The 13,501-nt window shown below is 66.1% G+C and carries 9 protein-coding genes, 1 pseudogene and 1 riboswitch; of the genes and pseudogenes, 8 read left to right on the top strand and 2 right to left on the bottom strand.

The genetic code is table 11. From position 1 onward, the window contains the following. The first annotated feature begins 109 nt into the window (after positions 1-109). From ABIA90_RS07330 to purH, 3 genes are all read left to right on the top strand, one after another. On the top strand, positions 110-1,456 hold the full coding sequence (locus ABIA90_RS07330) for an RsmB/NOP family class I SAM-dependent RNA methyltransferase (protein WP_063980316.1): 1,347 nt from the start codon (positions 110-112) through the stop codon (positions 1,454-1,456). 155 nt (positions 1,457-1,611) lie between these two features. Beyond that, positions 1,612-3,330 carry a heparinase II/III family protein gene (locus ABIA90_RS07325; RefSeq protein WP_071917017.1) on the top strand — a complete coding sequence of 573 codons (1,719 nt, stop codon included), beginning with the start codon at positions 1,612-1,614 and terminating at the stop codon, positions 3,328-3,330. Positions 3,331-3,389: 59 nt separating this feature from the next. After that, positions 3,390-3,471, top strand: a riboswitch (ZMP/ZTP riboswitch). Between the two features lie 25 nt (positions 3,472-3,496). After that, entirely contained in the window at positions 3,497-5,089 is a 1,593-nt protein-coding gene (gene purH / locus ABIA90_RS07320; protein WP_354118411.1) for a bifunctional phosphoribosylaminoimidazolecarboxamide formyltransferase/IMP cyclohydrolase, read from the top strand. 99 nt (positions 5,090-5,188) lie between these two features. On the opposite strand, the gene ABIA90_RS07315 is transcribed toward purH, so the two are convergent. Further along, the gene (locus ABIA90_RS07315; protein ID WP_354118410.1) at positions 5,189-6,574 is read right to left on the bottom strand and encodes an MFS transporter; all 1,386 of its coding nucleotides are present in this window, start codon (positions 6,572-6,574) and stop codon (positions 5,189-5,191) included. Positions 6,575-6,674: 100 nt separating this feature from the next. On the opposite strand from ABIA90_RS07315, the gene ggt reads away from it, so the two are divergent. Beyond that, positions 6,675-8,426: a gamma-glutamyltransferase gene (gene ggt / locus ABIA90_RS07310; protein WP_354118409.1), complete on the top strand. Its 1,752-nt coding sequence runs from the start codon at positions 6,675-6,677 to the stop codon at positions 8,424-8,426. A 97-nt stretch (positions 8,427-8,523) separates the two neighbouring features. After that, positions 8,524-9,819: an MFS transporter gene (locus tag ABIA90_RS07305; RefSeq protein ID WP_063980311.1), complete on the top strand. Its 1,296-nt coding sequence runs from the start codon at positions 8,524-8,526 to the stop codon at positions 9,817-9,819. A 27-nt stretch (positions 9,820-9,846) separates the two neighbouring features. On the opposite strand, the gene ABIA90_RS07300 is transcribed toward ABIA90_RS07305, so the two are convergent. Next, positions 9,847-10,512, bottom strand: coding sequence for a glutathione S-transferase family protein (locus ABIA90_RS07300; protein WP_354118408.1), 666 nt, complete (start codon positions 10,510-10,512; stop codon positions 9,847-9,849). Positions 10,513-10,677: 165 nt separating this feature from the next. Between ABIA90_RS07300 and ABIA90_RS07295 the strand changes: the two genes are divergently transcribed. From ABIA90_RS07295 to ABIA90_RS07285, 3 genes and pseudogenes are all read left to right on the top strand, one after another. Further along, positions 10,678-11,259, top strand: a complete 582-nt coding sequence (locus tag ABIA90_RS07295) for a DUF2239 family protein (RefSeq protein WP_502916630.1) — start codon at positions 10,678-10,680, stop codon at positions 11,257-11,259. Between the two features lie 89 nt (positions 11,260-11,348). After that, positions 11,349-12,697: pseudogene (locus tag ABIA90_RS07290) on the top strand (MATE family efflux transporter). A gap of 107 nt (positions 12,698-12,804) precedes the next feature. Next, on the top strand, positions 12,805-13,413 hold the full coding sequence (locus ABIA90_RS07285; RefSeq protein WP_354118406.1) for a 2-hydroxychromene-2-carboxylate isomerase: 609 nt from the start codon (positions 12,805-12,807) through the stop codon (positions 13,411-13,413). Positions 13,414-13,501 lie beyond the last annotated feature (88 nt).

Genomic DNA, 13,501 nt, shown 5'->3' with positions numbered 1-13,501 from the left:
AACGCGAGAGGCCATTCTTACATTTGGCATATTCGCATGCCAGAGATAGGTCTCTCGAGGCATGCGCCCATTGCGGCGGAACTGCCGCTCGCCAAGAACCTTAAGCCGCATGCCATCTCAACGTTTCGCTCCTCCGTCCGAAGTGCCCGGTCTCGCGGCGCGGCGGATCGCCGCTGACATCGTCGACGGCGTGCTGCACAAGCACCGTACGCTTGACGATCAGCTCGACGGCAGCGGTGCCCATCCCGGATTGAAGACGCTCGCCGACCGCGACCGCGCGCTGATGCGCCGCCTGGTCGCGACCGTACTGCGTCGGCTCGGCACGCTCGGCCATGTGCTGTCCCGCTTGCTCGACAAGGGCATTCCCTCCGAAGCGCCGCGCGCGCAGAGCGCACTCCTGATCGGCGCCGCCCAGATCCTCTGGATGGACGTGCCCGATCACGCCGCGGTCGATCTCTCCGTCCGCCTTGTCCAATCCGACCGGCGTGCCGCGCGTTATGCCGGCCTCGTCAATGCCGTGCTGCGCCGCTGCGCGCGCGAGGGCAAGGCGCTGGTGGATGAAGTTGCCACGCAATCGCTGGACCTGCCGCCCTGGCTGCTCGCGCGCTGGAGCGCGCATTACGGCGAGGCGACCGCGAGGGACATGGCGCTGGCGCTCGGCCACGAGCCCTCGCTCGATCTCACCGTGAAGTCGGACGCCGCGCAATGGGCGAGCCGGCTGCACGGTGAAGTGCTGCCGACCGGATCGGTGCGCACGGTGCTGCACGGCGCCGTGACCATGCTGCCCGGCTTCACCGAGGGGCAATGGTGGGTGCAAGATGCCGCCGCCGCGTTGCCGGCTCGGCTATTTGGCGACATCAAAGGCAAGTCCATTGCCGATCTCTGCGCCGCCCCGGGCGGCAAGACCGCGCAACTGGCACAGGCCGGCGCGCATGTCACGGCGATCGACCGCTCACCCGCCCGGGTGGCGCGTCTGCGCGAGAATCTGACGCGGCTGTCGCTCCAGGCCGAGACTGTCGTCGCCGACGCCGTGGAATGGGCCGGCCCTGCCGAGGGCTTTGACGGCATCCTGATCGATGCGCCCTGCACATCGACCGGCACGATCCGGCGCCATCCCGACGTTGCCTGGCTCCGGCAGGAATCCGACGTCGCCGCCCTGACCGCGCTCCAGCAGCGGCTGCTGAAGAAATCCGTCTCGCTGCTCAAGCCGGGCGGGACGCTGGTCTACTGCACCTGTTCGCTGGAACCCGAAGAGGGCGAGCAGGCGATCGCGGCGCTGCTGGCCACGGAGGGCGGCCTGCGCCGCGTGCCGATCGAAGCTTCCGAGGTCTCGGGGCTCAGCGAGATCATCACCACGGAAGGCGACCTGCGCACGCTGCCCAGCCACCTGCCGAACGCCGATCCCAAGCTCGGCGGGCTCGACGGTTTCTACGCAGCCCGGCTCGTTAAATCCTGATTTTGCACCGGTTTTTGCGCCAGCGCTGATTCGCGACGCTTCAAGATGGTGTCAGACGTCCGATTTTGGGATTAAGAAGGATTCGTCGTTCATCCTCTCCCCCTTCAAGGCAAGGCGTGTCGGTCGCTCAACGCAGACGTATCTCGACGCTGGTGATGAACCGCTTCGCGCGGAACATGCTCGCGCGCGCGAGCGGCGGTTCCGTTGCGCTGTCGCGGGTCTGGCCCGGCCGTACCGACCGGCTGATCATCGCGCCGCATGACCTGCGCACCGCGGATGCGACCCGCGCCGCAGAGATCTATGCCGGCCGCTTCGTCTTCGCCGGCAAGATCGTCAATTGCCACGGCCGCTCGATCTTCGATCTCGAACCGCCGTCGGAAGACTGGGAGGTCGCGCTGCTCGGCTTCGGCTGGCTGCGCCATCTGCGCGCCGCCGACACCGCGCTGACGCGGGCCAATGCGCGCGCGCTGGTCGAAGACTGGATCGCCAACCCCGCCAACAAGCGCCGCGCCGTCGCGCGGCGTGCCGACGTGCTGGCGCGGCGTGTGATCTCGCTGCTGTCGCAGGCGCCGCTGGTGCTCAACGACACCGACAACAAATTCTACCGCCGCTATCTGCGGGCGCTGGCGCGGGAGATCCGCCTCCTGCGCTACACCATGGTCAACATGCCCGACGGGGTGCCGAAGCTCCAGGTGCTGATCGCGCTGTGCTACGCGGCGCTGTGCCTTGCCAACCAGGCGGGACAGATCCGCAGTGCCTCGAAAAAGCTCTCGGACGAGTTGCAGCGGCAGATCCTGCCCGATGGCGGCCACATCTCGCGCAATCCGGGCGCGCTGATCGAGCTCTTGATCGACCTGTTGCCGCTGCGGCAGACCTTTGCCGCGCGCAACATCGCGCCGCCGCCGGCGCTGCTCAATGCGATCGACCGCATGATGCCGATGCTGCGCTTCTTCCGGCACGGCGACGGCAATTTCGCGTTGTTCAACGGCATGAGCGCGACGCCTTCGGACCTCCTCGCCACGCTGCTCGCCTATGACGACACCCACGGCGCGCCGATGGCGAACATGCCGCATACCGGCTTCCAGCGTCTCGACGCCGGCCAGACCACGCTGATCATCGACACCGGCCCGCCGCCGCCGGCCGGCGTCAGCCACGACGCCCATGCCGGCTGCCTATCGTTCGAATTGTCTTCCGGCATCAGCCGCATCGTCACCAATTGCGGCATGCCGACCACGGGCCGCGACAATTGGCGGCCGTTCGCACGCGGCACCGCGGCGCATTCGACGCTGACCTATCACGAGACGTCCTCATGCCAGTTCGTCGAGATGTCGGCGATGAAGCGCCTCCTGCACGGTTCACCCGTCACCAGCGGCCCCGTCGAGGTCGAGAGCTATCGCGAGATCGTTCAGAACGGCACGCTGCTCACGACCTCGCATGACGGCTATCTCGCGAAGTTCGGCGCGATCCATCGCCGTGTGCTGATGATCGCCAATGACGGCGCACGCATCGACGGCGAGGACACGCTGTCGCCGCCGCAGGGCGGACGCTTCAAGGGCGCGGATGCCGATTTCGCGCTGCGCTTCCATCTGCATCCGGCGGTGAAGGCGAGCCGGCTGTCGGATGCCCGTGGCGTCATGCTGGTGCTGCCGAACCGCGACGTCTGGACCTTCGAGGCGCTGGACGACAAGGTCGACCTCGAGGACAGCGTGTTCCTGGCCGGCAATGACGGCCCGCGCCGCACCGCGCAGATCGTGATCCGGCAGGATGCGCGGCAGGCGCCGTCGATCCGCTGGAGCTTCGTCCGCTCCACTGCATCGCCTGCGGTCACCAATGCCCGCCGCAACGCCCGGCGCGAGCCGGAACTTCCGCTGTAAACGCGCACGATTCGGCCCCATCTCATCGTTGTGAAAACGGCCGAAAGCTGCTATCGAGCCCTCGCTCGCGCGACTGGCGACCTTGGATGGAGCACCATCGGGAAGCGCGAGATATAGAAGCCGCGCGCCTGGGCATAGACACTCCTTAAGACAGAGGATCTTGCTCATGACTGACCATCCCCGCCGCGTCACCCGTGCTCTTCTCTCCGTCTCCGACAAGACCGGCCTGATCGAGTTCGCAAAGGCGCTTGCCGCGCACGATGTCGAGCTGGTCTCGACCGGCGGCACCGCCAAGGCGATCGCCGCGGCCGGCCTCAAGGTGAAGGACGTTTCCGACCTCACCGGCTTCCCCGAGATGATGGACGGCCGCGTCAAGACGCTGCATCCGAAGGTGCATGGCGGCCTGCTCGCGATCCGCGACAACAAGGAACATGCGGAGGCGATGAAGGCGCACGGCATCGCGCCGATCGATCTCCTGGTCGTCAACCTGTATCCGTTCGAAGCGACCGTCGACAAAGGCGCGGGCTTCGAGGATTGCATCGAGAACATCGACATCGGCGGCCCCGCGATGATCCGCGCCGCGGCGAAGAACCATGACGACGTCGCCGTCGTGGTCGAGGCCGAGGACTACAAGGCCGTGCTCGACGAGCTCGCCGCCAACAACGGATCGACGACGTTGAAACTGCGCCGGCGGCTTGCCGCAAAGGCCTATGCGCGCACCGGCGCGTATGACGCCGCGATCTCGAACTGGTTCAACCGCCAGCTCGAAATCGACGCGCCCGACTTCCGCGCCTTCGGCGGCAGACTGATCCAGTCGCTGCGCTATGGCGAGAACCCGCACCAGACCGCGGCGTTCTATGCGACGCCCGACAAGCGGCCAGGCGTCTCGACCGCACGCCAGCTCCAGGGCAAGGAGCTCTCCTACAACAACATCAACGACACCGATGCGGCCTATGAGTGCATCGGCGAGTTCGACGCCAAGCGCACCGCGGCCTGCGTCATCGTCAAGCACGCCAATCCATGCGGCGTTGCCGAAGGCTCCGATCTCGTCAGCGCCTATCGCAAGGCGCTGGCCTGCGATTCCACCTCGGCTTTCGGCGGCATCATCGCGATGAATCGCGCGCTCGATGCCGACACCGCGCGCGAGATCACAAAAATCTTCACCGAAGTGATCATCGCGCCCGATGCCAGCGAGGAGGCGATCGCCATCATCGGCGCGCGCAAGAATCTGCGCCTGCTGCTCGCCGGCAGCCTGCCCGATCCGCGCGCGCCCGGCCTCACCGCCAAGACCGTCGCCGGTGGTCTGCTCGTGCAGAGCCGCGACAACGCGGTGGTCGACGACATGACCTTCAAGGTCGTGACCAAACGTGCGCCCACCGACGCCGAGATGCGCGATCTGAAATTCGCGTTCCGCGTGGCAAAGCACGTCAAGTCCAACACCATCATCTACGCCAAGGATCTCGCCACCGTCGGCATCGGCGCGGGCCAGATGAGCCGGGTGGATTCAGCGCGGATCGCAGCGCGCAAGGCGCAGGACGCGGCCAATGAGCTCAAGCTCGCCGAGCCGCTCACCAAGGGCTCGGTGGTGGCGTCGGATGCGTTCTTCCCGTTCGCCGACGGCATGCTCGCCTGCATCGAGGCCGGCGCCACCGCCGTGGTGCAGCCCGGCGGCTCCATGCGCGACGACGAGGTGATCAAGGCCGCCGATGAGCACGGCATCGCCATGGTATTCACGGGCACGCGGCACTTCCGGCACTAACGCGATTTGCGTAGCCCGGATGGAGCGCAGCGAAATCCGGGTTTCACGTCTCAGCAACAGCGGCCCCGGATTGCGCTTCGCTCCATCCGGGCTACGCCACTAATCCCGTACCCGCATCAACAACCCCAGCCCCGCGACGAAGAACACCACCAGCACGGCCATGCCGGCCTTCTGGCTCGCCGTCACCGCGGTGATCATGCCGATCAGCAGCGGGCCGATGAAGGACGTTACCTTCCCCGTCAGCGCGAACAGGCCGAAATACTGCGCGATGCGATCCTTCGGCGCGAGACGGATCAGTAGAGTGCGCGAGGCGGCCTGAAGCGGGCCGCCGGCAGCGCCGATGAGACAACCCAAAACGAGATAAGCGCGCTCGGCCGCGCTCGAGAACAGGGGCGCGCCCGGAAGAGGCGGCGCAACCTTGACGAACAGGACGCTGTCCTTGTCGACCAGAAGAATCGCCGCCACCGCCAGCAACAGAACAAGCAGGCTGCCGGCGATGACGCGCTTCGGCCCGAGACCATCGTCGAGCTTGCCGCCAAGCCATGCGCCAAGGGCGCCGGCAATCGCGAGCATGATGCCGAAGGTGCCGATCTGGATCGTGTGCCAGCCGAAGGTGCCGGCGGCATAGATGCCGCCGAACGCGAACAGCGACACCAGGCCGTCGGTGTAGATCATGTTGGCGAGCAGGAATGCCGCGAGCGATTTCCGCTGCGGCAGGCCCTTGATCGATTGCTTGAGATCCGACAATCCCTCGTGCAGCGCCTCGCGCACCGGATGCTTCGCCGGATAATCCGGCGTGAACAGGAATAACGGTGTCACGAAGATGATGAACCACAGCCCGGTCAGCGGTCCCACGATGCGATCGCCCTGATGGCTGACCGGATCGAGCCCGAACAGCGGCTTGAAGCCGAGCAGCGTGCGGCCGGTCTCGGGATTGGCGGCGAGGAAGCCGAGCACGATGACGAGGCTGACGATGCCGCCGATGTAACCCGTGGCCCAGCCGGTGCCGGAGAGCCGGCCGATCCGCTCAGGCGGCACCAGGGTCGGCATCATCGCGTTGTTGAAGACGGTGGCGAATTCCGCGCCGACGCTGGCGAGCGCGACCGCCGTGAGCAGCGGCGCAATGATGGCGGGATCGCCGGGCTTGCCGATCCACAGCGTGCAGGCCGCCAGCACCAGCAGTGCGCCGAATCCCGCGATCCACGGCTTCCTGCGGCCCGAGGCATCGGCAATGGCGCCGAGCACCGGCGACATCAGCGCGATCGCGAGGCCTGCGGCCGCCATCGCAAAGCCCCACAACGACTGGCCGGTGGCGGCATCTGGCGCAATGCTGGTGGCGAAATAGGGTGCGAAAACAAAGGTCGTGATCAGCGTGAAATAAGGCTGCGCGGCCCAATCGAAGAAGATCCAGCTGATAACGGCGGCGCGCGGCGGATAGGTTCGCTGCGCGCCGGCCAAGCGCGCATCCGAGGCGATCGTCGTCATATTCCAGTCCCCATCACGAACAGTTTTGCCTCTGTTGGGGCAAAGCGTATAGCATTGAAGCGACGCGTGGGAACTGGCCTGAGGCCGCGACGGAAGCTTGATGATGTCGTCATATCCGACACGGCGGACATTTTTCGCCTTCATTGCCACTCTGGCGTTTGGTTTTGCGTCTGCCACCGCACAGGATGCACGGCGAGCCTATGTCCCACCCGCGCTCGACACGGTGCACGCCGTTCCGTCCGAGCACGGCATGGTGGTGGCGCAGGAAAGGATATCGGCGCAAGTCGGCGCCGACATCCTGCGCCGCGGCGGCAACGCGGTCGATGCCGCGGTCGCCACCGGCTTTGCCATGGCCGTGACGTATCCGCGCGCCGGCAATATCGGCGGCGGCGGATTCATGGTGATCCATTCGGCCGAGCGCAACGAGGACATCACGATCGACTATCGCGAGACCGCGCCGGCTGCGACCACCTCGCAGATCTTCCTCGGCGCTGACGGCAAGCCCGATGCGGCGAAGTCGCGGGATTCCGCGCTCGGCGTCGGCGTGCCCGGCACCGTCGCAGGTCTTGTGCTGGCCTTGGAAAAATACGGCTCGGGCCGGTTCACGCTGGCACAGCTGCTCGAGCCCGCGATTGGGCTCGCCCGCGACGGTTTTGTCGTCACCGACGACGTTGCCGACACGCTGCCGGGTTGGCACCGGCGGCTGGCGCGCTGGCCGTCGTCGGCCAGGATCTTCTCGCGCCCCGACGGCACGCCCCTCGGCGAAGGCGACAGGCTGGTGCAGAGCGATCTCGCCGAAACGCTGTCGGCCGTCGCCGCTCAGGGGCCACGCGGCTTCTATGAGGGACCGATCGCGGACAAGCTCGCCAAGGCCGTGACTGACGCCGGCGGCATCATGACGCCGGCCGATCTGAAATCCTATCAGGCCGTGATCCGTGCCCCGGTGCGCGGCACCTATCGCGGCTACGACATCGTCTCGATGCCGCTGCCTTCCTCCGGCGGCGTGGTTCTGGTGGAGACGCTCAACATCCTCGAGGGCTTTCAGCTGGCCGATCTGAAACAGGGGTCGCCCGCTTCGCTGCATCTGCTGATCGAAGCCATGAAGCGCGCCTATGCGGATCGTGCGCGCTATCTCGGCGATCCCGCCTTCGTCAATGCACCGATCGACACGCTTACTGCAAAGGACTACGCCGCCAAGCTGCGCGCCGGCATCTCCACCGAGCGCGCTACGCCGTCGAAGCAGCTCGTCTCCGCCCCTCCCGCGCCGCGCGAGGGCACCAACACCACGCACTTTTCCGTCGTCGATGCCGGCGGCAATGCCGTCAGCAACACCACCACGCTGAATTTCAGCTATGGCGTCGGCCTCGTTGCCGACGGAACCGGCGTGCTGCTCAACAACGAGCTCGACGATTTCACCGCCGCGGTCGGCGCTTCCAACGCCTACGGCCTCGTCGGTTTCGAGCCCAATCTGCCCGGACCCGGCAAGCGGCCGTTGTCCTCGATGTCCCCGACCATCGTGCTCAAGGACGGCAAGCCGGTGCTGGTGACGGGCTCGCCCGGCGGCAGCCGCATCATTTCGACCGTGCTCCAGGTCATCGTCAACGTGCTCGACTACAAGATGGATGTGGCCGCCGCCGTCGCTGCGCCACGGCTGCATCACCAATGGCTGCCGGACGAGGTGCGCGTCGAGAGTGGCTTTCCCGGCGATGTGCTGTTCGAGCTGAAGGCGATGGATCACCTCATCGTCGAGCCGATGGGACAGACCTCGGCCAATTCGATTCTCGTGACGCCGAACGGTCCACTCGGCGCGCCCGATCCGCGTACCCGCGGCGCGGAGGCCGCGGGACAGTAGTCTCGCCGTTGCATGGCACGGCAGCGCGCGCCTGCTTGCGCGGGCTGCCGTGCGTGCTACCACCGCGCAGCTTTAAGGGACCGCCGGGGAAACGCACATGAGCACAGCCGATCCGACCCAGCGCATTGAGCGCGCGGAGATCGAAGACACCAGCCTTCTCGCCTTCTATCGCGACATGAACGCGCCGGAGCGGCGGACGTTCTGGGCCTGCGCCGCGGGCTGGGCGCTCGACGGCATGGACTTCATGATCTATCCGCTGGTGATCGGCACCATCATCGCGCTGTGGAAGGTCGATGCGGCCTCGGCCGGACTCGCCGGCACCGTGACGCTGCTGGCCTCCGCGATCGGCGGCTGGCTCGGCGGCTATCTCTCCGATCATATCGGACGTGTCAGGACACTCCAGATCACCATCATCTGGTTCTCGTTCTTCTCGCTGGTCTGCGCGGTCGTGCAGAATTTCGACCAGCTCCTGATCGCACGCGCCGTGCTCGGTCTCGGCTTCGGCGGCGAGTGGGCGGCGGGCGCCGTGCTGATGGGCGAGGCGATCCGGCCGCAATATCGCGGACGCGCAGTCGGCTCGGTGCAGTCGGGCTGGGCGGTCGGCTGGGGTCTCGCCGTACTGTCGCAGGCGATCCTCTTCTCGGCTTTGCCGCCGGAGACGGCGTGGCGCTGGATGTTCGTGATCGGCGCGCTGCCGGCGCTGCTGGTGTTCTACATCCGCCGCTCCGTCACCGAGCCGGAGATCGCGGCCGAGGCCCGCGCAAAACAGGCCGCGAGCGGCGATCGTCCTGCGCTCTGGGAAATCTTCTCCGGCCCGATCCTGAAGACCACGATCCTGGCCTCGCTGATGGCGACCGGCTGCCAGGGCGGCTACTACGCCGTCACCTTCTGGGTGCCGCAGTTCCTGACCAAGGAGCGGCACCTGTCGATCGTCGGTTCGACCGGTTATCTCTCGACGCTGATCATCGGCTCTTTCATCGGCTATCTCGTCGGAGCCTGGCTCGCGGATCGCATCGGCAGGCGCAATCTGTTCCTGATCTTCTCGATCGGCGCCATGGCCGTGGTGCTGCTCTACACGCAGCTGCCGCTGACCAACGAGATCCTGTGGGTGCTCGGCTTCCCGCTGGGCTTCTTCGCCTCGGGCTATTTCTCGGGGATCGGCGCGTTCCTGACCGAGCTCTATCCGACGCGGTTGCGCGGCTCCGGCCAGGGCTTCTGCTACAATTTCGGCCGCGGCATCGGCGCGCTGTTTCCATTCCTGGTCGGCGCGCTCTCGGCGACGACGTCGCTCGCGAATGCGATCGCGATGTTCGCGGTGGTGGCTTACGTGCTGTTCTTCATTGCCGCCTTCGCGCTGCCGGAGACGCGCGGGCGCGTGCTGCACGCGGATTAGCAGGTCATACCGGGGCGGTGAGGAAACTTACCGTCCCACCTGATACGGCCCGCCCTTTTCCAGCGCTCTGGCGTAGGCCGGCCGCGCGTGGATGCGCTCCAGGAATGCCATCGCCTTGGGATGGCCGAGCTCGAGCCCGCCACGCGCTTGCGCGGCTTCGAGCGGGAAGCTCATCTGGATATCGGCGGCGGTGAATTCGCCGCCGGCGAACCACTCGCTCTTGCCGAGCTCGCCTTCCCAATAATCCATGTGCTGCTTGAGCTGCGGATTGACCAGCGCGGTGAGCGCCTGGTTCGAGACCTTGCGCACCAGCGGGCGAAGCAGCGCGGGAGCGCGCTTCGGCATCAGCGTGAACAGCAGCTTGAGCAGCAGCGGCTGCATCGCCGAGCCCTCCGCATAGTGCAGCCAATAGGTGAAGCGCAGCCGCTCCGGCGTGTTCGGCGGCGGGATCAGCCGGCCGTTGCCGTAGGTCGCAATGAGATATTCGATGATCGCGCCTGACTCGGCGATGGTGTTGCCGTTGTCGGTGATGACGGGCGACTTGCCGAGCGGATGGATGGCGCGCAGCTCCTTCGGCGCGCGCATGTCCGGCTGGCGCTGATAGCGCACGATCTCGTAGGGCACGCCCAACTCCTCGAGCAGCCACAGCACCCGCTGCGAGCGGGAATTGTTGAGGTGGTGAACGGTCAGCATCGTTGAGGTCCCCAGGCTAGGCGTGGTCGGTCGGCCGCGCCGTTCGTGCCAGCCCGGGAACACAATGTCGAGCCATCCAGACGGATAATTTCACCCGGGTATATTGACGCCAGCAATTTACCCGGATATTAAAAGGCCAACGTCATCAATATGGCAATGATTTCAATGCAACGGACTTTCACGGCGTTCCAGGGCCATCGCCGCCTGGCGTCCGGGCCAGCGGGAGAGGTCGCGCTGGTCGTCAAACGGATCACGCCACCGCCGGACGAGCCCATCATCATCTTCGAGGACAACACGGGCCGACCGATCGACTTCGATCTGCGCGGCGGGGATCGCGAGGTGCTGGCGCGGGTGGCGAAGCTTGTCCCGCCGCCGGTCGAGGAGGCCGCGCCACTGAGCGAGCCGCGCGGGCGCGGCCGGCCGAAGCTCGGCGTGGTCGCGCGCGAGGTGACGCTGCTGCCGCGGCACTGGGAGTGGCTCGGAGCCCAGCCGGGCGGCGCCTCGGTCGCGCTGCGAAAGCTCGTCGACGAGGCGAGACGCGCAAGCGGCGACAAGGACCGCGAGCGGCAGGCGCGCGATGCGGCCTATCACTTCATGTCGACCATGGCGGGTAATCTGCCGCAGTTCGAAGAAGCGTCGCGCGCCCTGTTCGCGGATGACCGGCGGCGCTTCACCGGACTGATCGCCGACTGGCCGGTCGACGTCCGCGACCACATCGTCAAGCTCGCCTACAGCGACCGCGCTTAGGCGCAGCACTTTCTCTCACCCCATCGACGGCCGAGCCGCGCGCGCATCGCGCGGCAACGGCTTCGCACGCCCCGATGAAAGGCCTATCCATGTCCGCGCCAAAGCCGCTCTGGACGACATTCCTCCGCTTCCTCGCGCCGCTGGTGCTGAGCAACGCGCTGCAATCGCTGTTCGGGACCGTCAGCAACGTCTATCTCGGCCAGATGATCGGCGTCGACGCGCTCGCAGCGGTGTCGGCGTTCTTCCCGGTGATGTTCTTCCTGTTCGCCTTCGTCATGGGCCTGAGCACCGGCGCCACTGTGCTGATCGGCCAGGCCTTTGGCGCTGGCGAGCATGGCAGGATCAGGATCGTCGTCGGCACGACGCTTGCGATCGGCCTGCTGCTCTCGCTTTCGGTTGCATTGGTCGGCGGCTTCTTCAGCCGGCAACTGATGACGATGCTCGCGACGCCAGCGGACATCCTCGACCAAGCGAGTGCCTATGCGCGCATCATGCTGCTCACCATGCCGCTCAGCTTCGTCTTCCTGCTGATGACGGCGATGATCCGCGGCGTCGGTGACGCCGTGACGCCGCTGCTGGCGCTGGCCTTGTCAACCACCATCGGACTGATCCTGACGCCGATACTGATCCGCGGCGCGTTCGGATTGCCTGCGGCCGGAATCACCAGTCCGGCCTGGGCGGCCGCGATTGCCAACGCGCTGACGCTGCTCGCGCTGGCCCTCTATCTGCTGCGGACGAAGCATGCACTGGCACCGGATGCCGCGTTGCTGCGTCATCTGCGGCTCAATCGTGCCGTGCTCGGAAACATCCTCGGCATCGGACTGCCGAGCGCGGTCGGCATGGTGGTGATGGCGATCGCAGAGCTCGTGCTACTCGGACTCGTCAACGGCTTTGGATCGGACGCAACCGCCGCGTACGGCGCGGTCAACCAGGTGATGGGCTACACGCAGTTCACGGCAATGTCGATTTCGATCGCGGTCTCGATCCTCGGCGCACAGGCCATCGGCGGCGGCAACAGGACGCTGCTCGATGGCATCGTGCGCACCGGCCTCATGTTCAACATCGTCCTGACCGGCGGGCTCGTGGGGCTAATCTATCTGGCGCCGCGGACCGTGCTCGGCCTCTTCATCACCGACAGTGCCGTGCTCGACCTCGCCGGGGGACTGCTTCACATCGCGCTGTGGAGCTCGGTGCCGTTCGGCCTGGCTACCGTGTTTTCCGGAGCCATGCGCGCGGCCGGCGTGGCCTTGACGCCGATGCTGCTCTCGATCTTCGCCATTGTCGCAATCGAGCTGCCGGCCGCGGTGATCCTGAGCCGTACGATCGGCCTGAAGGGCGTGTGGGCCGCCTATCCGATCGTGTTCTGCGCCATGTCGTTTTGCAGATGGGCTATTACCTCGCGGTGTGGCGCAGGCGCGCGATCCGGCGTCTGATCTGACCGGATCATCAAGATATTATGACCATCATTAAACGGTGGACCCGTGGCGCGCGCTGCGCCACAATGGACGAAAAGCCAGATCAAAAGCCAGGTCAGGGAGAACGATTTTGACCCGCACAGCCCCGCAATTCCTGTTCGATTTCGGCAGCCCGAACGCCTATCTCAGTCACCTCGCGATCCCGGCGATCGAGCAGCGCATCGGCGTCAAATTCGAGTACGTGCCGATCCTGCTCGGCGGCATCTTCAAGTCGACCAACAACAAGTCACCGGCCGAGACGCTCGCCGGCGTCAAGAACAAGCGCGAATTCCAGGCGGTCGAGACCGAGCGCTTCGTCAAGCGCTTCAAGGTCCAGCCCTATGTCATGAATCCGTTCTTCCCGGTCAACACGCTGAACCTGATGCGTACCGCGATCGCGGCACAGGCGGAGGGCGTGTTCGAAAAATATGTCGAGGCCGCTTTCCACCACATGTGGCGCGAGCCGAAGAAGATGGACGACCCGGAAGTCGCAGCGAAGGCGCTCGCGTCCTCCGGCCTCGATGCCCAAAAACTGTTCGCCCGCGCCCAGGAGCCCGAGGTCAAGGGCAAGCTGATCAAGAACACCGAGGACGCCGTTGCCCGCGGCGCGTTCGGCTCGCCGACCTTCTTCGTCGGTAACGAGATGTTCTTCGGCAAGGAGCAGCTGCGCGAGGTCGAGGAGATGGTGCTGGAGAAGTAGTCCGTTCGTTCTCCGGCGACAGAATGTGATCGCGGTAGGATTCTGGATTGCTTCGCTTCGCTCGCAATGACGACTATAGATAAACCGC

Origin of the sequence: Bradyrhizobium sp. LA6.8 (genome assembly GCF_040547935.1) — a bacterium.
In the GTDB taxonomy this organism is placed as follows: Bacteria; Pseudomonadota; Alphaproteobacteria; order Rhizobiales; family Xanthobacteraceae; genus Bradyrhizobium; species Bradyrhizobium barranii.
Note: the sequence above shows the minus strand (reverse complement) of the source record. Positions and strands in the feature narration are given on the sequence as shown.